The organism is Pacificispira sp., assembly GCF_965228185.1.
Classification (GTDB): domain Bacteria; phylum Pseudomonadota; class Alphaproteobacteria; order UBA8366; family Aestuariispiraceae; genus Pacificispira.
Genome location: NZ_CBDDHE010000002.1, coordinates 67,011 through 93,166, shown reverse-complemented (window position 1 = coordinate 93,166; position 26,156 = coordinate 67,011). Strand labels below are relative to the sequence as shown.

The window sequence follows — 26,156 nt, the reverse complement described above, 5'->3', positions numbered from 1 at the left end:
CATCAGCCTCCGAAACGGCCTTTCAGCGCGTCGAACCCGCCCTGGAATACATCGTTGCCGATCAGGTCCGTCAGCTCGCCCGCACGTTCAGGCGCGCAGTCAAATTCCGCCGACCATTCCGCGAAGGTCCGGCCGCCATCGGTGATCGGCGACAATTTCAGGGTCGCGATATAGTTTTCGACGCCCATCGGGCTTTCCAGGATCGAATAGGTGCAGGCGAAGTCGTAATCGGACAGGGCCAGAAGCTTTTCCCGGATAAACCCGCCGTCTTTCAGCCGGAACGCCCGGACGCAGCCGACCTGGTCCGCCGGGGCGCCGCCTTCGATGCGGCTCTCCGCAATGGCCGGATGCCAGGAGGGCAGACCGTTGAAGTCCCGGATTGCCGCCCAGACCTGATCCGCCGGGGCCCCGATGACGGAGGACGCATAGACCTCGGTCATGCCTCGTCATCCTTCTTTTTCTTGGCGGCCTGGGCGTCCTTGGCCAGGGATTGCGCGTCCTTGGCCGACCGGAAGATGTCGCCCATCTTGGCCACACCCGCATTCTCGACACCGATTTCCTTCATCATTTCGTCGATCAGCGGGGCCTGGGCACGATAGCGCAGCGCGCTCTCGATCACCTCGTCGGTGGGGGAGCGGTGGCCGCCGTCTCCGCCATGACCGGTCAGACCGTCGACATGCAGGATCTTGATGCCTTCGATCTTTTCCATCGGCTTGACGCTCTCGCGCACGATGCCTTCCAGTCGGTCGATCATCTTGGACCGGATGCGGGCGGCACGGGCGTCGTCGCTCAACACGTTCTCGGCCTCGTTGCGCAGACGCTCGGCTTCCGCCGCGACGGCCGCGGAAATCTTCTCGGCCTCGGCCGCGATGACCGCCGCGTCGGCATTCTTCTGGGCCAGCAGCTTGTCGACGGCGGCGACCCGTTCGGCGATTTCGCGTTCGCGGATTGTCGTGACCTTCTCCGTTGCCGCGACGGCCTCGGCGCGGGCGGCTTCGGTGCTGGTTCGGACGTCGGCCTCTTCCGACTGTTTGCGCAGCCGGGCGATCTCGCGTTCGATATCGGCCAGTTCCAGGGCCATGGCGCGTTCGATTTCCAGGCGCTTCAGGTCCCGATCCTGAAGGATTCGGGCCTCCTCCAGGCCGCGATTGGATGCGATGCGGGCACGTTCGATTTCCTCATTTGCGGAAATCTCGGTTTCCTCCAGCGACTGGCGCTGGGCGATTTGCTGGGCACGCAACAGTCGGTCGCGTTCGATCCGGGCCTTGTCGAGGATTTGCTCCTGCGCGATGCGGGCCGATTCCACGGTCTTGGTCGCGGAGATGCGGGCCGTCTCCAATTGCTGGCCACGCGCGATTTCGCGGGATTCGGTTTCCTCCTCGGCCGCGATACGGGCTTCGCGCAATTGCCGTTCGGACACGATCTTGGCCCGTTCGACATCTTCGGAGGATGCGATTTCCGCCGTCTCCACCTCGTGGCGCTGTTTGATCTGCAGGGTGCGGATCTGCTTCTCCCGGTCGATGCGCGCCTGTTCCAGCGCCTCTTCCTGGGCGATGCGGGCGGATTCGATCTGCTGCTGGGCGCGGATTTCGATTTCTTCCAGCGCGCGGCGGCGTTCGATGTCGAACTCCCGGGTCTCCCGTTCGCTGGCGATCCGGGATTTCTCGGCCTCCGCCTCACGGGCGACGCGGTCGCGGACAACCTCCATCCGCTGGGCGGCACGCAGGGATTCCAGCGCCCGTTCCTGATCCAGGCGGGAGCTTTCGCTTTCCTGCTCCAGTTTCAGGGTTTCCTTTTCCGCCTCCAGATTGCGGCTGCGGATGGCCAGCATCGACGATTGTTCGATGTCGTTGCGCAGCTTGCGGCGCGACTCGATGGTCTCGATCAACTGGGTCAGACCTTCCGCGTCGAAGCGGTTGGCTGGGTTGAAGTATTCCAGATCGGTCTGGTCCAGGTCGGTGATCGCGACGGATTCCAGCTCCAACCCGTTTCGGGCCAGGGCCTCGGCGGCACGGGCTTCGACGATGGAGACGAAGTCGCCGCGCTTCTCATGCATTTCATCCAGGGACATTTCCGCGGCGACGGAACGCAGGGCACCGACGAACTTCCCGTTCAGCAGGTCCGCCAGGCTTTCCTGATCCATCGTGCGCCGGCCCAGGGTGGAGGCGGCGGCCGCGACGGCGTCGGGCTTCTGGATGACGCGGACGAAGAATTCCGCCTCGATATCGACGCGCATCCGATCGCGGGTGATGACCGCGCTGCCTTCCTTCCGGGCGACGGGAATGCGCACGACGTTCAGGTTGACCGGCGTCACCTCGTGGATGATCGGCAAGACCAACGCCCCGCCGTTTATCACCACGGTCTCGCCGCCGAAGCCGGTGCGCACAAAGGCGACTTCCTTCGTCGAACGGTGGTAGAGCCAGTTCAACAGATAAACGATCACCACGATCGCGATGATTGCGATGATCAGCCAGAGAATGATGGATCCGATCAGGCCGGTCGTCATGGTCTCAATCCTCCCTATCAGCCCGTTCGCAGCGCTTTGAACGCTTTTGTTTGTTCGGTCAGTGCCTTTTCCGTCGGCAGCCGCTCCATGGAGGAGGCGCCGTAGAAACCGTGGCAATTGTCGGTGTTCTTCAGAACGTATTCCGCATCCGCCGGCATCGCGACAGGACCGCCATGGACCAGGACCAGCACGTCCGGGTTTACCGACAACGCGGCCTCGGCCCAGGAATTTACCAGGGCCGGGCAGTCTTCCAGTTTCAGCGCCGTTTCCGCGCCGATGGAACCGCCGGTGGTCAGGCCCATATGGCAGACAACTATATCCGCGCCGGCCGCTGCCATTGCTTTGGCGTCGTCCTCGTTGAAGACATAGGGCGTGGTGAACATGTCCTTGTCATGCGCCATCCGGATCATGTCGACCTCCTGGCCATAGGACATGCCGGTTTCTTCCAGATTCGCCCGGAAGGTCCCGTCGATCAGGCCGACCGTCGGGAAGTTCTGGACGCCGGAAAAACCGATCGCCTTCACCTGATCCAGATAGTGATCGAAGATGCAGAACGGGTCGGTGCCGTTGACCCCCGCCAGAACCGGGGTCTTCTTGGTGACCGGCAGGACCTCATGCGCCATTTCCATGACGACCTCGTTGGCATTGCCATAGGCCATCAGGCCGGACAGCGAGCCGCGTCCCGCCATGCGGTAACGGCCGGAATTGTAGATGACGATCAGGTCGATGCCGCCGGCTTCCTCACATTTCGCCGACAGACCGGTGCCCGCACCGCCACCGACGATGGGTTCGCCCCGGGTCTTCATGTCGTGGAACTTCGCCAGAAGGTCTTTTCGTTCAAATCGCGGCATGGCGGGCCGTCCTCTCCGTTGCATTCCGTATCGGGTTGATCTCGTTCAGGGCATCGACCGTGGCCTTGGCGAAGGCCGGGTCGTTGATGTGATGGGGCAGGCGGATCAGGCGCCGGTTCCCGTCTTCCCGGAAGGTTCGGGTAATGGCATCGAATAGCGCCCGATTGGCGGCCGGGTCGTGGAACGGCTGCCCTGGCGCATCCAGAGCCGACACGCCCCCTTCCGGGATCAGGAAACGAACCGGCCCGGTCATCTGGTTCAGCCGCTCGGCAATCCAGACGCCCATCTTGGCGTTTTCCTCCGCCGTGGTGCGCATCAGCGTCACCTGCGGATTGTGTTCGACGAAGGTTCGGGACGCGTATTTCTCCGGCACCGTTTCGCGCGCGCGGAAGTTCACCATGTCCAGGGCCCCGACCGAGCCGATATAGGGAATTCTGCTCCGGATGAAGGCGCCGAACCGGTCTTCGTCCGCCGCGAAGACGCCGTCGAACATCATGTCGCAAATTTCGGTCGTGGTCAGATCGACCGCCGCAGAAAGAAGCCCGCTGTCGGCCAGTTTCTCCATCGACCGTCCCCCGACGCCGGTGGCGTGGAAGATGAGGCAGTCATAGCTGTCCTCCAATTGCGCGGAAATCTGCTGGATGGCTGTCGTCGTGACGCCGAACATGGTCAGGCCCAGACCCGGCTTGTCGGTCTTCTGAGCCTGTTTGATCTGCGCATTGCGGACCATTCCGGCCAGAGCCGTCGCCCCGTTACGCAGAACCTGCCTGGAAATTCGGTTCAGGCCCTGCACGTCGGTCACCGGGTACATCATCATGATGTCGGACGGGCCGACATACTGGCCGACATCGCCGGATGCGATGGTGGAGATCATCACCTTCGGAATGCCGATCGGCAGACGCCGCATCGCCGGTGTGGCAAGGGCGGTGCCGCCGGATCCGGCCGCCGATATGATGCCGCCTATTCCGTGCTGCCGGACGATCCATCTCTCAAAGGCTTCGGCCATGGCCCGAACCGAGGCGCCCCGGTCGCCGGAGAAGACACCGGTTGTTCCGCGCGGGTGATAGGCCGCGATCACGTGTGGGGGAATGTCCGCGGATGACGGCTTTCCGGATGTGGAAAGGTCGACTGTACGAATGCGCAACCCCTGTTCGGCAATGCAGTCCCGGATGTATCGCAGTTCCGCACCCTTGGTGTCGAAGGTCCCGACGACCAGCACATCATTGCCGCGCAGGGCATCGAGCGCGGTCGGCTTCTCGCGATAGATCGGTTCGGGCGCGGCATCGAAGGGGCGGGTTGGCGGATCGGCCGGTTTCGAAACCGGCGCGGTCGCGGCCTTGTCTTCTTTCCATGCGGCGCTGGACCACCGGGTCGGCGGCACATAGACGAGGCCTTTCGGTTTCTCCGCCGCCTCGCTTTTCGCTTCTGTCGCTTCTGTCGCTTGTTCCGGCTCGGTGGGCACTTCCGCCACCGGTTCGTAGGCCGGAACGTCGACTTCCATATCGTCGTGGGAATGGCGCCCGACACCAAGCAGGCGTTCCTGAAGCGCGCGATCATTGGCCAATTGCTTCGCCGGCATGACGCGGCTGATCCGGCCGTTGACCATGATCGCCACATCCTCGGAAATCGAGGTCGCGACCGAGATGTTCTGTTCGATCAGCAGGATGGCGACATCGCTTTCCGCCGCCAGCGAGGCCAACAATTCCTGAACATGATCGACAATGACGGGGGCGAGGCCCTCAGTCGGCTCGTCCAGGACCAGCAGTTGCGGGTCTTGCAGTAACGCGCGGGAGATCGCCAGCATCTGCTGTTCGCCGCCGGACAGCTGACCGCCGCCATTGCGGCGTCTTTCGGCCAGACGCGGGAAGGTGTCGTAAATCCGATCGATGGTCCAGGCGCCGCTGCCGGTATCGGCAAGACGCAAGTGCTCATCGACGCTCAGGGACGGCCAAAGCCGACGGCCCTGCGGCGTGTAGCCGACACCCTTGCCGGCGATCTTGTAGGGCTGCTGGCCGGTCAGTTCCTCACCCTTGAACCGAATGGAACCGCGCCGCGCCGGCTGCAGGCCCATGATCGCGTTGCACAGGGTGGTCTTGCCCATCCCATTGCGCCCGACGACTGCATGGACGCCGTGTTCCAGGGTCAGGTCGACGCCTTGCAGGGCGTGGGACTGGCCGTAATAGACATGCAGGTCGCGGATCTGCAGGACGGCCGAGGTGGCGGGGCGATTGTTGCGTCTATCCGCCATGGCCCTGCCCCAGATAGAGTTCCTGCACCTCGGGATCGTTTTCGATCTCGGTCGGGGTGCCTTCTTTGAAGATGCGGCCGTTATGCATCATGGTCACGCTTTCGGACACCCGCAGGGCGACGTCCATGTCATGCTCGATGATGATGTAACCGATATGGTCCGGCAGCGACTGGAGGATCTCGATCAACTCCGTCCGCTCGGTCGGGGACAGGCCGGCCGCCGGCTCGTCGAAAAGGATCAGGCGCGGGGCGCCCGCGAGCGCAAGAGCGATCTCCAACTGGCGCTGCTGGCCATAGCTGAGGGTCGCCACCTGCGTCTCGCGCACCGCCTCCAGATGGACCGCCGCCAACAGGGTTTCGGCCATCTGCATCGTCGCGTCGTCCCGCTTGGGCCGCCACAGGGAGAAACGGCCTCGGCCGACCCCGCGACAGGCGAGATAAATGTTGTCTATGACGCTGAGCCCATGAAACAGCAGGGAAATCTGATAGGTGCGGCGCAGGCCGCGACGGATCCGCTCATGGGCAGGCAGATCCGTCACGTCCTCGCCAAACAGGCGGACACGGCCGGTGGTCGGGGGAAAATCCCCCGTGATCGCATTGAACAGGGTGGTCTTGCCGGCCCCGTTCGATCCCAGCACCGCACGTCGCTCCCCGGCCCTGACCGTCATGTTGATGTCGGCAAGGGCTACCAGCGCGCCGAAATGGCGGCTGACGGCTTCAAGCTCCAGCGCATAGCGTCCGGCGCTTTGAAGGCGGGAAAGGGCATCGGTCTTGGCCATCGGCATCGTATCCGTCCCCGACTACGCGCTTATTCGCAGCTCGGGTTGTCGCGGCCGACCTGACCGTATTCCAGGAACTTCTCGTAGGAGAGGCCCAGGGTCTGGCTGACCTGCGGAATGACCTTGATGGTCTTGTTGACGAGGTTGCCTTCCGGACCTTCGATGACTTCGGTCAGGAAAATATCGGCAACCGCGTTGCGGCGTTCGTCCAGCGACACCATGCCCGTCGGCGTTTCGAAGGACAGGTTGGACAGGGCCTCGCGGTACTTCTTGCCGCCGTCCGACAGATCGCCGCCGACTTCATCAAGCGCCAGCAGAGCCGCTTTGGTGTTGATGTAATAGGCATGCGCGAACAGCGACGGCGACGGGAAGCCGTCCGGGAACTGGGCCTTGTAGGCATCAACGAAGGCGCTCCAGCGCGGATCGTCCCAGGTGTCGGAGATCGGACCCGCCGACGGCGTGCCGATGATGAAATCCCGGGTGCGGCCCTTGGAACCGAGCACCGACTGGTCGACCGTGATCGAACCGCCGATCAGGGGCAATTCGCCGCCGGCCTGCTCGTACTGCGTCAGGAAGTTGACGGCATCCGCACCGCCCAGGGCGACATAGATGGCGTCGACATCGTCCGGCAGCGCGGCGATGACCGAGGAATAGTCCTTGTTGCCGATCGGAACCCAGAAGCGCGCGTCGACCGGGGCCTCGCCGCCCAGACGGCAGAACGGCTCCAGGAAGCCGAAAACCTGCGTGTAGGGGAAGGAATAGTCTTCCGCCAGGACCGCAACCTTGCGGTAGCCCTTTTCCTCATAGACATACTCGCCGAGACCGGCCATCCACTGAGCACCTTCGGTGCCGAAGCGGAAGAAATTGTCCGACGGGTTGCGCAGCGTCGTATCCTGCGCCGCCGACGAACCGTTCAGGAAGGTCACATCCGGCTGCGTCTTGGCATAGTCTTTGACGGCCAGACCTTCAGACCCCGACAGCGGACCGACCAGGATCGGCACCCCGTCCTGTTCCACCAGCTTACGGGCGGCACGAACCGCGCTGTCCGGCGAGGCGTCCGACGAACCGGTAATCAGTTCGATCTTCTTGCCGCCGGCCTCATAGCCGAATTCCTCAAGTGCCAGTTTGACACCGCGCATGCCGTCTTCGCCAAGAACCGTGAAGGCCCCTTCCAGCGTAGCGAGCGCCCCCATCTTGATCGTGTCCTGCGCCATTGCCGGACCGGCGATGGACAGGGCCGCCGCGGCAATTAGAGCCTTCTTTCCTATACCGAACATCTCTTCCTTCCTCCCTATTTCTAGGTTTATTCGAGAGATCCGGCGGATTGCCGGTCGTCTCTTGCCATGCGTTCAGCCGATCGCTGCGCATTTCGTGAGAACCGAACCCGCTCGCGCAGGCGGTTCCAAATTCCTAAGAGGCCATCGGGCGAGAACAGGACGACCAGCAGGAACGCCAACCCGATCACGGTGTTGAAGCGTTCGCGGTCGATCAGGTCGATGGCGAAGTTTTCCAGCAGGACAAAGGCAATCGCGCCGAGGAATGGACCGATCGGATGGCGCAGGCCGCCGACCACCGCGATCACCAGAATGTCGATGGCGACATCCACCCCGACGGAACCGGGGGACACCCGACCGTTGAACCAGACCATCAGCACGCCCGCCGTCCCGGCGATGATGCCGGAGAAGAAGTACGCGGTGATGCGATGCAGTGTGACGTCGTATCCCAGGGCCCGCATGCGGCGCGGATTGTCCCGGATCGCCTGCAGGCTGAGCCCGAATGGCGCCCGCGCGGCGTAGACGATCGCGCCGTAGAAGGCGGCTGCGATGGCGAGGGTCAGGTAATAGAACGGAATCGGATCGCGCCAATAGACGCCCAGAAAGGTCGGGGGCTCGATCCCGGCATAACCGGTGAAGCCGTTGAACAGGACATAGTTCTGACGCACGAAGTAGAAGAAGGCGACGGCGATCGCCAGCGTGATCATGATCGTATAGATGCCCTCGGTGCGAACCGAGATTGCCCCGATAAAGGCGCTGAAGACCGCCGCGGTGAAAATCGCGAAGGGCGCGCAGATCCACCAGGGCCAGCCCAGCCCCATTACCTCGACGCTGTTGTGACCGAAGATCGCCATCATGTAACCGGCAAATCCGGCCACCGTCAGCTGCGCCAGACTGACCATGCCGCCATAGCCGGCCAGCATGACCAGCGACAGGGCGATGGTGCCCAGGATCAGGGAATAGGCGCCGATCTGATAGGTGAAGAAGTCGGTTGCGAAGGTCGGATAGGCGATCAGGAAGGCAGCCAGGGCCAGTTTGGCCGGATGGATATCCTTGAAGGAGAAGTCGCCGGAAAACAGACGCCGCGTGTCCATGGCCTCAGCGTCCCCCCATGATGCCTTGCGGACGCACCGCCAGGGTGACGACCATGATCAGGAAGGTCAGGACGACGCCGTAGGTCGGGAAATAGGCGAGGCCGAACTGTTCCGCGAGACCGATCAGCAGCGCGCCGATGGCCGCGCCGGTAACGGAACCCAGCCCGCCGACGATGACGACGATCAGCGAGGCCAGCAGATAGCGGATATCCTCGCCGGGCGCGATGGACAGCGCCGTCCCCCCGATGACGCCGGCGAACCCGGCCAGCCCGGCGCCGATGGCGAAAACCAGGGCAAAGACCAACTGCACGTTCACGCCGGACGCGGCCAGCATCTCGCGATCGTTCACGCCAGCCCGGATCATCATGCCGATCCGGGTGCGGTTGAGGAACAGCCAGAGTGCAATGCCGACCGCCACCGCAACCGCCAGCACCGCAAGCCGGTAGACGGGATACTTGATGAAGACGGCATCGCCGGAGGATTTAAGGGTCGAGACGACGGGCAGGGTGGCCGCACCGAACAGCCATTCCGGCGGCGCGAACTGATAGGTCGTCCCGGTCCAGACCGCCAGCATCAGATCGGCGGCAATGATGGAGATGCCTATGGTAACAAGGGTCTGGCGCAGATCGTCGCCTTCCATGCGGCGGAAGATCAGAACCTGCAACAGGATGCCGCTGGCGGCGATGGCCAGGAAGGCGACGGCCAGACCCAGGAACCAGGAGCCGCTCGCCTCGGCGACCTCATAGCCGATATAGGCGCCCAGCAAGTACATCGACCCATGGGCCAGATTCACGTTGCGCATCAGGCCGAAGACCAGGGTGAACCCGCTGGCCACCAGAAAGTATAGGCCGCCCAGCGTAATGCCGTTCAAAAAGGTGTTCACGAAGGTCTTCTTGCGGCCGATCGCGTCTTCCAGCCAATCCGGCCAGACCGAAAAGATCATCCACAGGAAGGCCGCCGCGATCAGGAAGATCACGATCGCCCAGAAGGTATGACGTTCGACGAACTGCCTCATAGCAGTCGCTCACCGGTTCGGTGCGACATGCGATCCGTTTCCTCCCATTTGGCCGACCGGGTTGGCGCGCTTGCGCCCCTGGTGGCTCTCAATTGCGATGTTTCATCGCGCCGCCTGTATCCGGCGGTTGAGGACAAGCTTGATCGTCTCTTGAAATCGCTGCAACGAAGATTCCAAAAACTTTGGGAAAAAATGGGTAACAAAGGGGGCAATAATTTTGATTCATCGGACTCGCATGCATCCATGCGATTGCCCGACCGGTTCAGGAAAACCGGGAATGCTAAGGAGAACACGCGCTTCAACTCCCTGTCTTATTCCGGCTCAACGGCAAGGAAACCGATGTTCCGAGCTGCTTTCTGTACCGAAGCAGCATTTTTTTGATCCATTAAATGAACCAATTGATGTGATTGTGATGTACCAATAGATCCTATGTCAATTGATTTGTACCAATGGAAACCAACATCTTGTATTTTTGATCCAATTGAGCCTATCCTGCGAAGGTAAGAGCGGTTAAGGGGAAACGCGTGCGCAATACGGTTTCGACAAGGATCAGCGAACTTCTGCGCCGGGACATCGAATCCGGCGCCTTCGGTCCGGATGGCCGGTTCCCGACGGAACGGGATCTGGCGGAGAGGTTCGGTGTCGCTCGGAACACCGTGCGACGGGCGATGGATTCGTTGGAAACCGATGGTCATATCACCCGACAGGTTGGTCGGGGCACCTTCGTGACCAACACCTCATCCGGTGAGAATGCCGCCCTGGCCGCCGCCTTGGGAGTTGTCCCGGCGGACATCAGTCCGCGCGACTTGATCGAAGCAAGGATGATGATTGAGCCCGCCGCCGCGGCCGCAGCCGCCGCGAACGCTACGGATGCCGATATCGAATTGCTGATGAAGGCCCAGGCGGCGTCCGAGGATACCAGCGTCATGGAGGAGTTCGAACGTTATGACGCCGAGATCCACCAGTTGATATTCGCCATGACTCATAACCAGCTTGTTCAACGAATCGACGAGATGTTGCGGTCGATGCGGGACAATGCCGATTGGCTGGCCGCGAAACGGAACGCCTATTCCAGCGAGTTGAAAGCCCGCTATGTCGCGCAGCACGCGGCCATCATCGATGCCGTCCGCCGCCGTTCCCCGAAGGCCGCCCGCGAGGCAATGATGCTGCATCTGGAAGAGGTCCGGCGCGCCCTTCTGGAAGGGTAATAGCCAAACCTATTCATTTATGGGTAATATTGGGTAGAAACTGGTGTAGAGAAGAAGTTTGCCCCACCTCATTTGGACGGTGACTTGGCGGGATGCCGCTGCCTTTCCGGATGCTTTCCGGGCATTGGCCACGCCGGTACCGATGCTGATCGCCGACGGTTTGCCGGCGGAGGTCGGTCTGTTGCTGCCCAACCGTGATTCCCAAGCCGCGGAACTTGCTTTGCCGCAGGTGGTGGGGCGATTGACGGAGCCCGGTGTGGCGCTGGGCCTTTTTCTGGCCAATCCGTTTCTGCGTATCGGCCCCGTGGTGGAGGCTTGCCGTGCCGCAGGGATCGATTGGGTCGCGAACCTGCCCAGCGTGGCGCAACAGGAGCCGGAATTTGCGCAACAATTGGAAGATGTCGGGCTGGATCTCGGCGGCGAGTTGAAGCGGCTGGGTGCCCTGCGTGCGGCGGGGCTTCGGGTTGCGGCGGTTGCGACCGACGGCGCCGGGGCATGCCGTGTCGCGGAAATGGGGGTGGAATGCCTGATCGTTCTGCCCCGCGTGTCCGACTTTGCCGTCGGTTTCCCGTCTTCCCGACAGCGCGGCGCGGCGATTCAGGATATCCGTGCCGCCCTATCCGAAACGGCATGGCATGGACCGATACTGGGGCTCGGCGACGAGACCGAGGCGTCGCATCCCGGTCTCTGGCCCGAAGGCGTGGACGGGCTTCTTGTCCGGCCTCGCGCCGCCAACTCCAGTGATTAGTCGGCCAGCCCGAATTTCCGGATTTTGTTGTAGAGCGTCTTGCGTGAAATCCCGAGTGCCTCGGCGGTCTTGCCGCGACTGAATCCATGCCGCCACAGCGCGTCGACAATCCGGTCCTTTTCGCTGCGGCCGGTGGTCGGTCGGTCGGCGTTTCCGCGCAGCAGCGGCACCAGCTCGGCGCGTTGAATCGGCTGGCCGCTGCCGGGATGACGCAATTGGCCCAGAACCGATTGGAGTTCCGCCTCGTTGCCGGGCCAGGGATGGGCCTCCAAGGCCTGCATCGCGTCCGCGGAGAAGGCTTCGCGATGCAGCGGCCGCCCCAACCGGTCTTCGGATAGTCCCTCGATCAGTCCCATCAGATCGTCGATCCGGGCCGCCAAGGGCGGCGGTCGCAGAACGGTGCCGGCGAAGAGAGTGCTGAGGGCCGGGTCCAGACCATCCAGCGCGTCGGAATCGCGGCTGTCGGCGTGGGCCCCGTCACGCACCAGGGCGACGCGGGGCGCGACCGAATTGGGCCGTCTTTGGCCCGTCGCGCGGAAAACGCCGTCCGAAAGCGCCCTGGCCAGTCGACGCTGTGCCCCGTTCGGCAGCCGCTCCGGGGCGTGAATGATAAGAAGGTCGATTTCCGGATCGCCCAACGCAGCACGGCGGCGGGTCGCCGGATCGGCATGGCCGAACATCATCGCCCTGGCGCGGGCTGGAAAGTCTTCCCCCGCCAGATCGATCTGAAACAGCACCGGCGTCCCGGCCGTTCGGGAAGCCAAGGCGCGCAGCGTGGGCATCGGGTCCTGACCCTGGCCGATATGGATCAGTACCGGTGCCGATACCGACGACAGCGGGCGCAGGCGTTCCAGATAGGCAAGCTGTGCCTTGGCGCGGCCGGTCAGGCCGAAACGCCGCCCCCAGGCCAGCAGTCCGGCGCTTTCGTCATTCAGGGTTTCGATTCGCCTTCCGGCATGCCGGAACCGGTCGATCTGATCCGCGACGGAGGCCTCAAGCGGCATCCTTTCAAATGTCGACCCGCCGACATAACCGTCGATGGGGGCCAGGCGCAGCAATTGGCCCAGGTCCTCCGCGGTGGCGATGGGGCCGCCTTCCAACAGAAATCGGATGCGGGGGTTAATCCGTTTGATCAGGCGCCCGATTTCCCGGACGGCCGTCGCGACTTCCTCGATGGAGGCGCGGCGCCGATGGCCGACGGCCCCGCCCACATTCCACCCCAAATTCAAGCAGACCATGTCGATGCCGGCATCCGCCGCGAGACGGGCCTGGGTACGGGTGGCGCAGTAGAACATGGAGGTCAGCCCGGCGTCCTGAACCGCGCGCAACTGCGCCACTTCCCGTTCGATGCCGCGCCCGGTGCGGCTGAGAAGCTGCTGCATGGGACGGGGATAATGCATGCAGCTTGGGAAATTGACCGCCCCGGCAAAGCCAGCCGCTGCGATTTCCGAGGCACGTCGGGCGGGATCCAGCGCGCCGCCCCAGACATCGACACCCAGCAGAACCGGAATATCGCATTGCGGCAGCAACTCGTCGCGTGCGAAGGCCTCCGTCAGGCTCGTCGCGTCGAAGATCGGCAGCATACATGCGATGGACGGCGCGCCCATGCTGCGCAACCGGCCGGCATTGATGGCCAGCAGGAAGTCTGCCCCGCCGCGCGCCGCCGCCAGGCCGGTACTGCCCGATCCGATGGCCGCCCCGATCAGGAAAGGGGTGTCGGATTCGGCGATCCTGATACGTGTCGCGGCGGTCAAGGCGGGCTCCCGGTCCGGCTGGTCCGGGAGCAGACTAAAGCGGTATTCGCCCAAATGGAAACCCGACGGTCGTTCCATGAAGGGCACGCGCGGTTCGCCTAGGCGGCCTTGCGGCGCGCCGGGCGGCGGGCGGTCTGATCGCGTGCCGGGTTGCGATTGTCGTTCACCGGCGCGGTCGGGGTCTCAGGCACCGCATCATGGTCGAAGAATCGGACGATCCGGCCCAGTAGAACCAGCCAAACTACCGGAAGGACGAACACGCTTGCCTGCAAGGCATTGCCTTGCCACCCGTCCAGGCCGAACGCAAGGGCGCCGCTGAACGAATAGGCCGTGCCGATCGACACCATTCCCGTCAACAGAACGCCGAACAGGATCGTGCCCATTTCCGCCCATTCGGAAACCGGGGCGCCGTTGGCCGGTTGAAGACGCAACCAAATCCAGGCGAAAGCGAGCCCGCCGCAGAGCAGGGCCGCGGCCATCAGCAAATCAGTCATGGAATGTCTCCGATGGAGGCTCGGAGCGCCGTTCGGCGGCGATGCGACGAACATGCCCAGAACGGCGGCGCCAAAGGCCGCCAATCCGCCACTAAGCGGAGGAAGATCGTCGCGCTACTCATATCGCCCGCGCGGAGTTTTCCGACGCGACCCAGAGCAGAGAAGGGTCGGTTCTCACGAACCGCCGGCAGCGAGAATTCGCTGTCCCCAATCACATGTGGTGCGAAGCGCGCTTCCGCCAGATCGCCGCGATAAAATTTTCGGACCGGTCAGAGTGCCTCGTCGGGAATCGCGCGCAGGGTTTCCCAGCCGTTCTCCATGGACTTCGCGAGGCCCGGTACCTGCGTCAGGACATTGTCGGCATAGAACCGCGCGGTGGCGATCTTGGCGCGCAGGAAATCCCGGTCCGCCTGGGGGTCGGTCTCCAGCTTTTCGATCGCAATCCGGGCGGCCTGGGCCAGGGACGCTCCGCCGGCGGTGATCCCGAAGGCGCGCAGATAATAGGCGGCGGTGCCGCCCGCGACATCCGGGTCGTTCGCGGCGTTCTCCAACAGCCATTCCGTTGCGTCTTCCAAAACGTCGACCGCCTTGGCGAAGCGCTTGCGAATCGCCGCCATGTCGTCGCCCTCGACACTGTTCAATCCGGTGATCTGGACATGCAACTCGTCCAGATACTCCCCGGCCGCCCTGCCTTCGTCCCGCAACAGCTTGCGTCCGACGAGGTCCAGAGCCTGAATGCCGTTGGTGCCTTCATAGATCGGCAGGATGCGGCTGTCGCGGAAATGCTGGGCGGCGCCGGTTTCCTCGATGAAACCCATCCCGCCATGGACTTGAACGCCCATCGACGACAATTCGACGGCCATATCCGTGAACCAGCCCTTGATGACCGGCGTCAGCAGGCCGACGCGGCGTTCGCCCCATTTGCGCCAGGACTCGTCCGGGTGCCGCTTCTGCTGATCCAAGGCGACCATGGCTTCCAGCACCAGGCCGCGCATTGCTTCGGCATGGCTGCGCATCGTCATCAGCATGCGGCGCACATCGGCGTGATCGACGATGGGGGCCAGGGCCTTGTCGCCGGCGCGCCCCTGCTTGCGGTCCAGCGCATAGCCGCGCGCCTGCTGATAGGCGCGTTCGACGATGCTGAGGCCCTGCAGCCCGACAGCCAGCCGAGCGTTGTTCATCATGGTGAACATGTATTCCAGGCCGCGGTTTTCTTCGCCGACCAGATAACCGATCGCCCCGTCATTGTCGCCATAGGACATGACGCAGGTCGGCGACCCCATGATGCCCAGCTTATGCTCGATCGAGACGCAGCGCAGGTCATTCCGTTCACCCGGCGTGCCGTCGTCCTTCGGCAGATATTTCGGCACGATGAACAACGAAATGCCCCGCGTTCCCGCCGGAGCGTCTTCGCAGCGGGCGAGGACGAGATGGATGATGTTCTCCGCCATCTCGTGTTCGCCATAGGTGATAAAGATCTTGCTGCCGCGAATGCGGTAATGGTCGCCGCGCCGCTCCGCCTTGGTCTTCACCTGCGACAGGTCCGACCCGGCCTGCGGTTCGGTCAGGTTCATGGTCCCGGACCATTCCCCGGACACCATCTTCGGCAGATAGGTTTCCTTCTGTGCCGGCGACCCATGGGCTTGCAGCGCTTCCACCGCGCCCTGGTTCAGCAACGGGCACAGCGCCCAGGCCAGATTGGCGGATTGCCACATCTCGGCAATTGCGGTCGACACCGTCCAGGGCAGTTCCTGGCCGCCGAACTCCGCCTCGAAAGGAACCGCGTTCCAGCCGCCGTCGACAAAGGCCTTATAGGCTTCGCCGAAACCGTCCGGCACACGTACGACACCGTTCTCGTAACGCGCGCCCTGACGGTCGCCGGAATGGTTGATCGGGGCCAGTTGTTCCGCCGCGAATTTCGCGGCCTCGTCCAGAATGGCGTCGACCAGGTCGGGCGTAATCTCTTCGCAGCCGGGAAGCTGCATCACTTGTTCCAGAACGCCCATATCCTTCAGGACGAACTGCATATCCCGCACTGGGGCCGTGTAAGCGCTCATCGGGATCTCCCCCTACTTTGTCTCCGCCCGCGCCGCCGGAATGGTCTTGCCCGGATTCATCAATCCTTTCGGATCGAACAGGTTCTTGAGGGCGCGCATGGTTTCCAATTCGACGTCCGATTTACACCGTAACATCTCTTCGCGTTTCGACAGGCCGATGCCGTGTTCGGCCGAGATCGATCCGTCCAGCGACAGGGCCACATCGTGCACGCGCCGCTGCAGCGCCTCACGATGCGTCGCGAAATCGGCGGCGGCCATGTCGACCGGTTGGGACAGGTTATAATGGATGTTGCCGTCGCCGACATGACCGAACGGGTAGGGGCGTATGCCCGGCATCATCTCGATCACGGCGGCATTCGCCTGACGAATGAAGTCGGGCACGCGGCTGACCGGGACGGAGACATCGTGTTTCACCTGCGCGCCTTCCCGCACCTGGGCGTCGACAATGGCCTCGCGCAGGAACCAGATCTGGCTGCGCTGCTCCTCCGACTGGGGCAGGACCGCATCGACGATATGGCCGTCCTCATAGGCGCGTTCCAGCAACCCTTCCAGCGCCTGGCCGGCCGATCCGTCGGCGCGGGTGCCGCCGATTTCCAACAGCACGGTCCAGTCATAGGTCGTGTCGAAAGGCTGTTTGGCGCCCTCGACATGGCGTTCCGCCCAATCCAGGGCGAAGCCGGGCATCAGTTCGAAGGACATCAGCGCGTCGGCGCTGGCCGTGCGGGCCTGTTCCAGCAAGGTCACCGCCGCGTCCAGATCCGATAGGGCGACCAGGGCCGCCGCGCGTTCCTTTGGCAACGGGAACAGTTTCAGCACCGCCGCGGTGATAATGCACAGCGTGCCTTCCGACCCCAGGAACAACTGCTTCAGATCGTAGCCGGTATTGTCCTTGCGCAGCCGCCGCAGGCCGTTCCAGACGCGGCCGTCGGGCAGCACCGCTTCCAGACCCAGGACAAGGTCGCGGGCATTGCCGTAACGCAGAACGTTGATCCCGCCCGCATTGGAGGCGAGGTTGCCGCCGATCTGACACGATCCTTCGGCGCCCAGGCTCAGCGGAAACAGCCGGTCGGCTGATTCCGCCTTGTCCTGCAGGTCCTTCAGGATGCAGCCGGCCTCCACCGTCATCGTGTAATTGGCGGCGTCGATATCGCGCACCGCGTTCATCCGGCCCAGATTAATCAGCAACTGCCGGCCGCTCGGATCCGGCGTCGCGCCGCCGACGCGGCTGGTGTTGCCGCCCTGGGGGACGATCTGAATGCCCGCCTCATAGGCGATGGCGAGGATGTCGGAGACTTCCTGCGTGGTCGCCGGTTTGGCCATGCCCAGGCATCGGCCTTCATAAACGTTGCGGGAATCGATCAGCCACGGGGCCAGCGTCTCAGGATCGTCGACCCAGCCCTTCGGGCCTAGTCGGTCGCGAATCCGGCGCAGGGCGTCCTGCTCCTCCGGTGTCGGTGTGTAGGGCATCTCCGTCATGGCCTCAGATTTAGACTGCGCTTGCGGGGCAGGCAAGCGGACGCGTTGTCCCGTGCTTTCAAGCGGCGGGATAAGGCGTGAGAGGGGTAGGCGTTAAAATGGGATCACCTGAGATCGGCATGGCGGGCCGTCGCGACGACACCGACGGCCCGCCATGCCGACCTTCGGCGCCGTATTCGGCTCCCTGGACCGCGTCGCGGCACGCTTCCGATGCCCCGCATCGCCACGCGCGCCGCTCCTAGCCAGGAAACCGAAGACGGCGTCTCAGGCGCTTCCATTTTAGCGCCTATCCCTCTAGCGTTTCGCCATGCGTTTCCTGCCGATCCTCGCCCTGTTGCTCGCCGGCTGCGCCGCCGGTCCGGCGGTTCCCGAGATATCCGTATCCGTGGCGGCAATCGTCGTGGAGACGGGGGAGACGATGCACGAGGCCGACGCGGACCGGTCGGTACTGCCCGCGTCGACCGCCAAGCTGGTAACGGCGATCGCGCTCGCCGATGGGGCAGGGCTGGATCACCGCTTCGTCACACGGGTGTGCCGGGCGGAGGACACGGTTACCTTGATCGGCGGCGGCGATCCGTCGCTGGATGTCGAAGATCTGCTGGCGCTCGCGCTGTCGGCGGGGCCGGGATTGCGCGGCGCGACCGGGTTCCGATATGCCCCGGCGCGCACGGGCGGACCCATCAATCCGGACCAACCGGCGGAGGCGGCCTATAATCCCGTGCTTGCCGGATTGATCGTTGCCGAGGGCGCGTATCGCGGCGGCGCAACGGGCACGCGCGCCTGGACCACTCCGGCGGGGTCTCCACCGCCTGCCGCCGAAGGCGAGGGATGGTTCGCTCATCCCGACCCGCCGCGTCAGGCCGCCGATCTGTTTCAACACTATGCGCATGGGATTGGCATCGTCCTGCCGCAACCGACCCCCGGCAGCGAGACATGCGGGCGCGAACTGGCGCGGCACAGTAGCCGTCCGGTCTCCGCTTTGATCCGCGAGATGCTGTGGACCTCGAGCAATTTGATGGCGGAGATGCTGGGGCGGTTCGGAACCGTGTCGGAAAGTCCCGATCGTTGGCTTGCCGGCGCGCATCCCGATTTGACGGCGATCGACCTGGAAAATTTCTCCGGGTTGAGCGACCGCTCCCGTGTCACCGCCCGGTCTATGGCGCAGCTGCTGGCGCGGGAGGCGGCCAGGCCGGTCGGGGAGGCGCTACTGCCTGCGATTCTGACCCCCGCCGGGTGGGACGGCGGCTTGCGCAACCGCCTGACCGGCCCGCCGACGGCGCTGGCCGTCTGGGCAAAGACCGGAACGATGCATTACGGCGTCGGTCTCGCAGGATATGCCCTGCATCCGCGCCTTGGGTTGATGGCAATTGCCGCCTATGCCCACGACCCGGTCCTGCGCGCCGCCTATGATCCAATCATGGCGACTCCACAGGCGGAGGCGGCGGCAAAAGCGTGGGACCGCGCCGCCCGACAGGCCGTGGACGACGCGGTGCGCGGCCTTTTGGTGTCACCTTAGGTTCCGGGCCGAAACTGCGCGCACAATATCTGCGGCGGTCCGCACTGCCCTGTCGGCGTGCGTGCCACGGAATTGGAAGGACCCCTCAGGTGATTCTCTCTCATGATGGCAAGGCGCCCCGCTTTCACCCAAGCGCTCGTGTGGTCCCGGGGGCAATTGTCTGCGGCGATGTCGAGATCGGGGAGAATTGCTCTGTCGGTTCTGGCGCGGTCATTGTTGCCGAAAGCGGACCCGTGCGCATTGGCAACAATGTCGTGATCATGGAAACCGCCGTATTGCGCGGCGTTCAGGGCGCGCCGCTGCAGATCGGCGACAATGTACTGATCGGGCCGCGCGCCTATCTCAGCGGTTGTGACATCGGGAGCGAGGCGTTCATCGCCACCGGCGCGGCGATATTCAACCGTGCGACTGTGGGCACTCGCGCGGAAGTACGCGTGAATGGCGTGGTTCACGTCAATTCCAGTCTACCACTCGACGCCACGGTCCCGATCGGCTGGGTGGCGGTCGGCGCGCCGGCGCAAATATTTCCCCCTGAAGCGCACTAGCAGATCTGGGCGGTACAGCGGACGCTCGACTTTCCCGGAACGGTGTTCAATGTAGGGCGCCCGGCTGAGGGCGAAAGTTTCATGCCTGACGTGATGCCACGCTACGGCCGCAGGCTCGTACGCTCGCATGTAGGCGACCAAACGTTGTGAGAAACATCATGAACAAGGCGCCAAGCCGCCCCAAACGCTGCTTCGGGAACGGCACATGGGCAGCGGAGAAGGGGAAGGTTCTTCCATATGCTTAGGCTGCATGGCTACGCCGCGTCGATCAATGTGCGGAAGGTGCTTTGGGCGTGTGCCGAGATTGGTCTCGCCTACGAACTAATCGAACGCGGCGGCGGCGGCCCGCCGATCGATGAACCTTCCTTCCAGTCTCTCACGCCATTCGGGATGGTGCCTGTTATTGAAGACGGCGATGTCGTTATCGCCGAATCCAATGCCATTCTTCGGTATCTGGCCACAAAACACGGTTGCGACAGCCTCTGGCCGACGGAACCTGGCGCCCGCGCGCGGATCGACATGTGGATGGATTGGCAGGCCTCCGACTTCAATAATTCTTGGCGCTACGCCTTCCTGGCCACCGTTCGAAAACGCCCAGGATATGATGACGAGGCCGCGATTCAGATGTCGATGCGCACCTTCAATCAGATGGTCAGTGTGGTCGAAAGGGCGTTACAGGGAACAGGCGGGTTTGTTGCCGGACCGTGTTTTACGCTCGCCGACATCCCCATCGGTCTCTCCATTCACCGATGGCGGTCGATACCGCTGGCGCACGAACACCGCCCGCATGTCGATGCCTATTATGAGCGGTTGTCCGCGATGCCGGGCTTTAACCGGTTCGGCGTACGGGGCGGGCCGTAAGGCGCGAAAGGCACAGGGAGCCGAGCGCCTATTCCGCTGCCTTGATGGACCTGTCGGCCAGAGTGGCGTCGTTGTTGGCGGCGCTCAGCTCGGCGATGGCGGCATCCATGGCGCCGTTGCCCAGCGGTATGCCGTGGCGGCGCAGCACGGTTTCGATGGCGGCCAGCGAGCCCAGGATCATCGGTTCGTTGATATCGCCCATATGGCCGATGCGGAAGGCGCGCCCCCGGAAGGGGCCGATGCCGGAACCGATATGCAGGTTCATCTCGCGGCCGGTCGCGCGTACGGCCTCGGCGTCCATGCCTTCGGGCATCAGGATCGAGGTGACGGAATCCGCACGTTGATCCGGGTCCACGGCGTTGAACTGCAGCGCACCGCCTTCGCACCAGCGGCCGACCGCCGCGCGCACGGTCCGCGCGAGGCGCGCATGGCGGGCGACGACCCCGTCCAGGGTCTCTTCGGCGATCATGTTCAGGGCTTCGCGCAGGCCGAAAATGTGATGTTCCGGCGCGGTGCCACAGAAACGTTGATAGTGCTCTCCTGCGGTCCGCTCCTGCCAATCCCAGTAGCGGCGCGGCATCGTGGTTTCCTTGCCGATGCGCATTGCCTTGTCATTGGCGGCGACCATGGCGAGGCCGGGAGGCATCATCAGGCCCTTCTGAGAGGCGGCGACGGTGATGTCGACGCCCCAGTCGTCCATCGGGAAATGCGTCGTGCCCAGGGAGGCGATGGTGTCGACGCAGAACAGGGCAGGGTGCCCGGCGGCGTCGATGGCCGCGCGGGCTGCCGGAACGTCGCTCTTCAGACTGGTCGCCGTGTCGACATGGACGAACAGCACAGCCTTGATTTTCCGATCTGTATCGGCCCGCAGCTTTTCTTCCAGCTGATTGGGGTCGATGGCATGACGCCAGTCGTTCGGCACCGTCTCGCATTTCAGGCCCAGGGCCTCGGCCATGCTGCGCCAGGCTTCGGAGAAGACGCCGACTTCCGGGATCAGGACAGCGTCGCCCGGCGACAGGACGTTGGTCAGGGCGGCTTCCCAGGCGCCGTGGCCATTCGCGGTATAGAGGTGAACGACCCCCTTGGTCCGGAAAATCTCTTTCACATCCCGGAAGACTTCGTCGCACAGGGCAATGAAATCGGGGCCGGAGAAGTCCACCGATTGACGGTGCATGGCCCGGAGGATGCGATCCGGAATGGGCGTCGGGCCCGGACTGAGCAGAAATTGAACCCCGCGATCAGACGCCATTGGGCCGTCCTCCGATTTGTATGATCAAATTTTTGATTGCGGATATAGGTACCCTAACGCCGGGCTGCGTCAATACGGGGCGTCAGGTCTATTGGAGTGTCAGATCAGGTCGAAGGCTTTTCGGAACGCGGTCTCGCCGGTGCGGGTGAACTCGACGATACGCGTGCCGTCGACCCGGCGGGCCCATCCGGCGGCATAGGTATGGTCCAGCACCGCCTTACCCAGTCCGCCGGCCAGGTGACTGCGGCGCATGCTCCAATCCAGGCAGGATTTGCAGACGGGGCGGCGGCTGGTGTTCAGGCTGTCCAGGTCGATTCCGAGCCGGCTGAAATAAGCGCCACCCGAATCGGTCAGCGACAAATCTTCGCCTTCGGAAACAATAAGCTCCCGCCCGATCAGGCTGTCCAGCAGCGACACAGCCAGTTCACCGGCCATGTGGTCGTAACAGACGCGCGCCCGGCGCAGGGCCGGATCTTTCGGGCCGGTACGGGTGCGGACATGTCCCGAGCCGCCGCCAGTCCCATCATGGATTCCAGTAGATTGCCGACCTGATCGTCGGACAGGGCGAAATACCGATGGCGGCCCTGCTTGCGCTGCAGAATAAGGCCACCGGTTTCCAATTTCTTCAGATGCGTACTGGCGGTCTGCTGGGTGATCCCGGCCTCGGCCGCCAGCTCGGTGGCGGTATAAGCCTTCCCGTCCATCATGGCGGTCAGCATGTTGGCGCGGGCGGGATCGCCGATCAGGGACGCGATCAGGGCTATGTCGGGGCCTTCTTTCATACTTCGATGCTAGCCGAAGCATTGTCGGTCGGCAACGTGGCAAACAGGGGCATCGCAACTTGATGGAGGCACCGATGCTGACCTGTTTCATCCGTTATCATATCGACCCGACCAAGAAGGACGCCTTCGCCGAATACGCCCGCAATTGGGGCCAGGCCATCCCGCGCTGCGGCGCCGATCTGGTCGGCTATTTCGCGCCGCATGAAGGGTCGTCCACACTGGCCTATGGCGTTTACAATATCGAAAGCCTGGCTGCCTATGAGGCCTATCGGGCACGCTTGGCCTCCGATCCGCTGGGCCGCGAGAACTATGAATTCGCGCAGCGTGAGAAATTCCTTCTGCGCGAGGACCGAACTTTCCTGAAATGCGTGTCGCTGCCCCATGGCGGGACGGTGTCGTCATGATCGCGGTCATCTTTGAAGTAATGCCCAGCGCAGACGGCAAGGCGGCCTATCTCGATATTGCCGCGCGCCTGTTCGAGGAATTGAAGGACCATGACGGCTTCCTGTCGGTGGAGCGGTTTCAGAGCCTGTCCGACCCGTCGAAGCTGCTGTCCTTGTCCTTCTTCCGGGATGAGGAGGCGGTGGCGGCCTGGCGCAACCGGACGGCCCATCGCGGCGCGCAATCCGCGGGCCGGGACGGGGTGTTTCGGGATTATCGCCTGCGGATCGCCAGCGTCATCCGCGATTACGGCATGACCGATCGCGAACAGGCCCCGGCGGATTCGCGCGAGACGCACGGCGCATGACGCAGAATTCGAACGGGCGGGAATTCGCCCTGCTGGGGGTGCTCGCCCTGTTATGGGGCGGGTCCTATCCCTTGATCTCGGTCGCGGTGGAAACCATTCCGCCGCTGACCCTGATCGCCCTTCGCGTTTCGGTCGCCGCCTTGTTCCTAACGGCGATGGTCCACCTGCATGGGGAGCGCCTGCCGCGCGATTCGATGTCCTGGCGCCGGTTGCTGATCCAGGCCTTCTTCAACAGCATCGGGGCATGGACCGTCCTGGCCTGGGGTCAGCAATATGTCGAAAGCGGACTGGCCGGCGTTCTGAATTCGACGTCGCCGATCTTCGTGGTGCTCGTGACCCTGGGGCATTGGTCCGGAATGCGGTCGGCCGCTCTGCGTTGCGCCGGGGCAGGGGCAGGATTGGTCGGCGTGGTCTTGATCGTCGGACCGGATGTGCTGAACGGCTTGGGCCGCGATGTCCTGGCACAGGGCGCGGTGATCCTGGGGGCCATGCTCTATGCCGGTGCTGCCCTATACGGTCGGCAACTGTCCCACCTTTCCGCGCGGGTGACGGCGGCGGGCACCATGATCTGGGCGTCGGTCTGGCTGATCCCTGCGGCTGTCATCGTCGACCGACCCTGGACGTTGAACCCCAGCGCGGAAAGTCTCGGCGCCGCCGTCGCACTGGCGCTGTTCAGCACGGCCTTCGCCATGACGATCTACTTCCGCCTGATCCGCACTCTGGGCCCGGCCGGCGTCGCCAGCCAGAGCTATCTGCGCGCGGGAATCGGCGTGGTCCTGGGGGTCGTGCTTCTGGGCGAGACGATAGAGCCGACGGTCTGGGGCGGGATCGCCACGGCATTGGCCGGGGTCGTTCTGATCAATCTGGCGTCCCGGACGCGCCGGTAACCCTTCTTATTGTTGTGCCCGGAATCCGGCCAGGAAGTCATCGACCGCCGCGGTCAATTCCTTGAACCGCACGGCCAGTTCGGCACCGGCCTGGCCCGCTTCCTGTGCCGACTTCTGGCTCTTTACCGCCGAATCCAGGGAATCGTGCACCGCCTCGCTCAGGCTGCTGGTACGCGACGAAGCCTCTGTCACGGCGCGGCTGATCTCTGCGGTCGCGGCGTTCTGCTCCTCAACCGCCGTGGCGATGGTCATCATCACATTGGAGATGTTGGCGATGACGTCCACGGTCTGACTGATCCCGTCGGAGGTGACCGACGTCTTGCTTTGCACCTCGGCCACCTGCTGCGAGATTTCCTCGGTCGCTTTCGCGGTTTGGCTGGCCAGGCTTTTCACCTCGTTGGCGACGACGGCGAAACCTTTGCCGGCCTCGCCGGCACGGGCGGCCTCGATCGTGGCATTCAGGGCCAGAAGATTGGTCTGCGCGGCGATGTCCTGAATCAATGTCCCGATCTCGTTGATCCGGCTGACCGACTGAACCAGCCCTTCGACCTGTTCGACTGCCTGGTTCGCGCGATCCTCGGCATTCTGGCACACATCCCGCGAATACTGGGTCTGCCCGCTAATCTCCTGGATCGAAGCGCGAAGTTGCTCGACCGCCGCCGCCACCATGGCGACGTTCTCGTTGACGTCGGACGCGGATTCCGCCGCGATCTGACTGCGGCCCTGGGCGTGGCCGCAGGTTTCCTCGACATCGCGACTGGTCAGGGTAATGGCATTGGCCGCCGTGCTGGCCTTGTCGATCGATCCCCTGACCTGGCTCTGGAACCGGTCGGCGGTTTCCAGAAGGGTTTTCTGGCGCTTTTTCTCGGCATCTTCCTCCAGGCGCTTGGTTTCCTCCTGCAGACGCTGGTTCTCGACGGCGTTGCGCTGGAACACGGTGACGGCATTGGCCATCGATCCGATCTCGTCCCGACGGTCTGCACCCGGTATCGAGACTTGCAGGTCGCCGTCCGCCAGCCGCGTCATGGCGTCCGTCATGGAAACGATCGGCCGTGACACGGATCCGCGCACCAGCAGGAACAGGACGCCAACGGTGATCAGCACCGCAAGGACCGCCGCGACAACGGCGTTCCTCTGAAACTCCGCCAGTTCGGCAAAGGCGAGGTCCCGGTCGATGGCGAAGCCCAGATACCATTGTACCGTCGGCAGGCCCTCGACCTTGAAGAAGGCAAACATCTGATCGCCCGATCCGTCGATCAGGCGGCCGGTATTGGCGTCGAAGGTCAGATTCTCGCCTTCATAGACCTCGGCGATCGGTTTCAACGACAGCTCGGGATCCGGGTGGATCAGGACAGTGCCTTCGCCATTGACCATGAAGGCGTGGCCGATTCCGCCGACATCGATACCGCGAATGACCTCGGACAGAGTGGTGAGGGTCAGGTCGCCGCCGACGACGCCCAGGACATCGCTGCCTTTCACCGCGGGGGTCGTGACCGTCACCACCAACGCGCCGGACGTGGCATCGGCATAGGGCTCCGTCAGCGTGCTGGCCCGTGCCGCCGTTGCGTCGATATACCAGGGTCGCTTTCGCGGGTCATAGTCGGCGGGCAGGGCCTCATTCGGATACATGATCATCTCGCCCTGGTTCGACCCGAAATAGGCATAGAGGAAATTGTCCTCCAATACCTTGGCATTGACCAGTTCGCGGACCTGATCGGGGGCACTCTGCTTTTCGATGTTGTCGGCAAGGTTTTCGATCAGAAGCCTGCGCGCGGAAACCCAATTGGCGACGCTCAAGGAAGCGAGGCTTCCGGTTTCGGATACGTGGGATTGCAGCGTGTTCCGCGTCTCCACCTGCTGTTTGAAGGTGAAATAGACGATGAAGGCGACGAAAACCGCCAGAACGGTAACGGCGGTCAGCAGCAGAATGCGGGTACCGATGGTCAAGTTCATGGCAAATGCCCCCTTTTGGTGAACCGCCCGCCCGGCGGTTCAGGTCCGCGACCCACAACGTTACATATCAATTGTTGACAATGTATACCTTCATGATGTGTTGCACCTTCGT

At 63.5% G+C, this 26,156-nt stretch carries 25 protein-coding genes; 9 read left to right on the top strand and 16 right to left on the bottom strand.

The window, feature by feature from the left end; all coding sequences use genetic code 11:
- Positions 1-2 precede the first annotated feature (2 nt).
- From ACO06O_RS00515 to ACO06O_RS00480, 8 genes are read right to left on the bottom strand one after another with little or no spacing between them, the layout of a single operon-like run.
- Complete coding sequence (locus ACO06O_RS00515; protein ID WP_421875188.1) at positions 3-440, bottom strand: SRPBCC family protein; 438 nt, start codon at positions 438-440, stop codon at positions 3-5.
- The gene (locus tag ACO06O_RS00510) at positions 437-2,506 is read right to left on the bottom strand and encodes a flotillin domain-containing protein (protein ID WP_421875186.1); all 2,070 of its coding nucleotides are present in this window, start codon (positions 2,504-2,506) and stop codon (positions 437-439) included. Before ACO06O_RS00510 ends, ACO06O_RS00515 begins: the two co-directional genes overlap by 4 nt.
- 17 nt (positions 2,507-2,523) lie before the next feature.
- Positions 2,524-3,357, bottom strand: coding sequence for a phosphoenolpyruvate hydrolase family protein (locus ACO06O_RS00505; RefSeq protein WP_421875184.1), 834 nt, complete (start codon positions 3,355-3,357; stop codon positions 2,524-2,526).
- Positions 3,344-5,605 carry an ABC transporter permease gene (locus ACO06O_RS00500; RefSeq protein WP_421875182.1) on the bottom strand — a complete coding sequence of 754 codons (2,262 nt, stop codon included), beginning with the start codon at positions 5,603-5,605 and terminating at the stop codon, positions 3,344-3,346. The genes ACO06O_RS00505 and ACO06O_RS00500 overlap by 14 nt, the downstream gene beginning before the upstream one ends.
- Complete coding sequence (locus ACO06O_RS00495; protein ID WP_421875180.1) at positions 5,595-6,383, bottom strand: ABC transporter ATP-binding protein; 789 nt, start codon at positions 6,381-6,383, stop codon at positions 5,595-5,597. Before ACO06O_RS00495 ends, ACO06O_RS00500 begins: the two co-directional genes overlap by 11 nt.
- 29 nt (positions 6,384-6,412) lie before the next feature.
- On the bottom strand, positions 6,413-7,660 hold the full coding sequence (locus tag ACO06O_RS00490) for an ABC transporter substrate-binding protein (protein ID WP_421875178.1): 1,248 nt from the start codon (positions 7,658-7,660) through the stop codon (positions 6,413-6,415).
- Positions 7,661-7,686: 26 nt separating this feature from the next.
- A complete protein-coding gene (locus ACO06O_RS00485) occupies positions 7,687-8,751 on the bottom strand; it encodes a branched-chain amino acid ABC transporter permease (protein ID WP_421875176.1) in 1,065 nt (354 codons plus the stop codon).
- A gap of 4 nt (positions 8,752-8,755) precedes the next feature.
- Positions 8,756-9,766, bottom strand: a complete 1,011-nt coding sequence (locus ACO06O_RS00480) for a branched-chain amino acid ABC transporter permease (RefSeq protein WP_421875174.1) — start codon at positions 9,764-9,766, stop codon at positions 8,756-8,758.
- Positions 9,767-9,793: 27 nt separating this feature from the next.
- On the opposite strand from ACO06O_RS00480, the gene ACO06O_RS00475 reads away from it, so the two are divergent.
- From ACO06O_RS00475 to ACO06O_RS00465, 3 genes are all read left to right on the top strand, one after another.
- Positions 9,794-10,147, top strand: a complete 354-nt coding sequence (locus tag ACO06O_RS00475) for a hypothetical protein (RefSeq protein ID WP_421875172.1) — start codon at positions 9,794-9,796, stop codon at positions 10,145-10,147.
- Positions 10,148-10,290: 143 nt separating this feature from the next.
- Entirely contained in the window at positions 10,291-10,974 is a 684-nt protein-coding gene (locus ACO06O_RS00470; RefSeq protein WP_421875170.1) for a FadR/GntR family transcriptional regulator, read from the top strand.
- A 58-nt stretch (positions 10,975-11,032) separates the two neighbouring features.
- Positions 11,033-11,722, top strand: coding sequence for a hypothetical protein (locus tag ACO06O_RS00465; RefSeq protein ID WP_421875168.1), 690 nt, complete (start codon positions 11,033-11,035; stop codon positions 11,720-11,722).
- Here the strand turns inward: ACO06O_RS00465 and ACO06O_RS00460 are convergent.
- The 4 genes from ACO06O_RS00460 to ACO06O_RS00445 all read right to left on the bottom strand — a co-directional run bounded on the left by ACO06O_RS00460 (position 11,719) and on the right by ACO06O_RS00445 (position 17,503).
- Positions 11,719-13,476 (bottom strand): phosphoenolpyruvate hydrolase family protein, encoded by a 1,758-nt coding sequence (locus tag ACO06O_RS00460; protein ID WP_421875166.1) that lies wholly within the window; start codon positions 13,474-13,476, stop codon positions 11,719-11,721. The two genes, ACO06O_RS00465 and ACO06O_RS00460, sit on opposite strands and share 4 nt — an antisense overlap.
- A 98-nt stretch (positions 13,477-13,574) precedes the next feature.
- A complete protein-coding gene (locus ACO06O_RS00455; RefSeq protein ID WP_421875164.1) occupies positions 13,575-13,970 on the bottom strand; it encodes a hypothetical protein in 396 nt (131 codons plus the stop codon).
- A gap of 269 nt (positions 13,971-14,239) precedes the next feature.
- The gene (locus ACO06O_RS00450; protein WP_421875162.1) at positions 14,240-16,027 is read right to left on the bottom strand and encodes an acyl-CoA dehydrogenase; all 1,788 of its coding nucleotides are present in this window, start codon (positions 16,025-16,027) and stop codon (positions 14,240-14,242) included.
- 12 nt (positions 16,028-16,039) lie between these two features.
- Positions 16,040-17,503, bottom strand: coding sequence for an FAD-binding oxidoreductase (locus ACO06O_RS00445; RefSeq protein ID WP_421875160.1), 1,464 nt, complete (start codon positions 17,501-17,503; stop codon positions 16,040-16,042).
- A gap of 307 nt (positions 17,504-17,810) precedes the next feature.
- On the opposite strand from ACO06O_RS00445, the gene ACO06O_RS00440 reads away from it, so the two are divergent.
- The 3 genes from ACO06O_RS00440 (at position 17,811) to ACO06O_RS00430 (ending at position 20,425) form a co-directional block, all read left to right on the top strand.
- Positions 17,811-19,019, top strand: coding sequence for a D-alanyl-D-alanine carboxypeptidase (locus ACO06O_RS00440; protein WP_421875158.1), 1,209 nt, complete (start codon positions 17,811-17,813; stop codon positions 19,017-19,019).
- 89 nt (positions 19,020-19,108) lie between these two features.
- Positions 19,109-19,564 (top strand): gamma carbonic anhydrase family protein, encoded by a 456-nt coding sequence (locus tag ACO06O_RS00435; RefSeq protein ID WP_421875156.1) that lies wholly within the window; start codon positions 19,109-19,111, stop codon positions 19,562-19,564.
- A 237-nt stretch (positions 19,565-19,801) separates the two neighbouring features.
- Positions 19,802-20,425 (top strand): glutathione S-transferase family protein, encoded by a 624-nt coding sequence (locus ACO06O_RS00430; RefSeq protein ID WP_421875154.1) that lies wholly within the window; start codon positions 19,802-19,804, stop codon positions 20,423-20,425.
- Between the two features lie 28 nt (positions 20,426-20,453).
- Here ACO06O_RS00430 and ACO06O_RS00425 read toward each other — a convergent pair whose 3' ends face one another.
- From ACO06O_RS00425 to ACO06O_RS00415, 3 genes are all read right to left on the bottom strand, one after another.
- Entirely contained in the window at positions 20,454-21,674 is a 1,221-nt protein-coding gene (locus ACO06O_RS00425; RefSeq protein WP_421875152.1) for a pyridoxal-phosphate-dependent aminotransferase family protein, read from the bottom strand.
- Between the two features lie 99 nt (positions 21,675-21,773).
- The gene (locus tag ACO06O_RS00420; RefSeq protein WP_421875150.1) at positions 21,774-22,109 is read right to left on the bottom strand and encodes a hypothetical protein; all 336 of its coding nucleotides are present in this window, start codon (positions 22,107-22,109) and stop codon (positions 21,774-21,776) included.
- Positions 22,070-22,456 carry an ArsR/SmtB family transcription factor gene (locus tag ACO06O_RS00415; protein ID WP_421875148.1) on the bottom strand — a complete coding sequence of 129 codons (387 nt, stop codon included), beginning with the start codon at positions 22,454-22,456 and terminating at the stop codon, positions 22,070-22,072. Before ACO06O_RS00415 ends, ACO06O_RS00420 begins: the two co-directional genes overlap by 40 nt.
- Before the next feature lie 74 nt (positions 22,457-22,530).
- On the opposite strand from ACO06O_RS00415, the gene ACO06O_RS00410 reads away from it, so the two are divergent.
- The 3 genes from ACO06O_RS00410 to ACO06O_RS00400 are packed head-to-tail and all read left to right on the top strand — an operon-like array spanning position 22,531 to position 24,091.
- Positions 22,531-22,860 carry an NIPSNAP family protein gene (locus ACO06O_RS00410; RefSeq protein ID WP_421875146.1) on the top strand — a complete coding sequence of 110 codons (330 nt, stop codon included), beginning with the start codon at positions 22,531-22,533 and terminating at the stop codon, positions 22,858-22,860.
- Positions 22,857-23,204, top strand: a complete 348-nt coding sequence (locus tag ACO06O_RS00405) for an antibiotic biosynthesis monooxygenase family protein (protein WP_421875144.1) — start codon at positions 22,857-22,859, stop codon at positions 23,202-23,204. Before ACO06O_RS00410 ends, ACO06O_RS00405 begins: the two co-directional genes overlap by 4 nt.
- A complete protein-coding gene (locus ACO06O_RS00400) occupies positions 23,201-24,091 on the top strand; it encodes a DMT family transporter (RefSeq protein ID WP_421875142.1) in 891 nt (296 codons plus the stop codon). Before ACO06O_RS00405 ends, ACO06O_RS00400 begins: the two co-directional genes overlap by 4 nt.
- Before the next feature lie 6 nt (positions 24,092-24,097).
- Here the strand turns inward: ACO06O_RS00400 and ACO06O_RS00395 are convergent, their stop codons facing one another.
- Positions 24,098-26,044: a methyl-accepting chemotaxis protein gene (locus ACO06O_RS00395; protein ID WP_421875140.1), complete on the bottom strand. Its 1,947-nt coding sequence runs from the start codon at positions 26,042-26,044 to the stop codon at positions 24,098-24,100.
- Between the last annotated feature and the right edge of the window lie 112 nt (positions 26,045-26,156).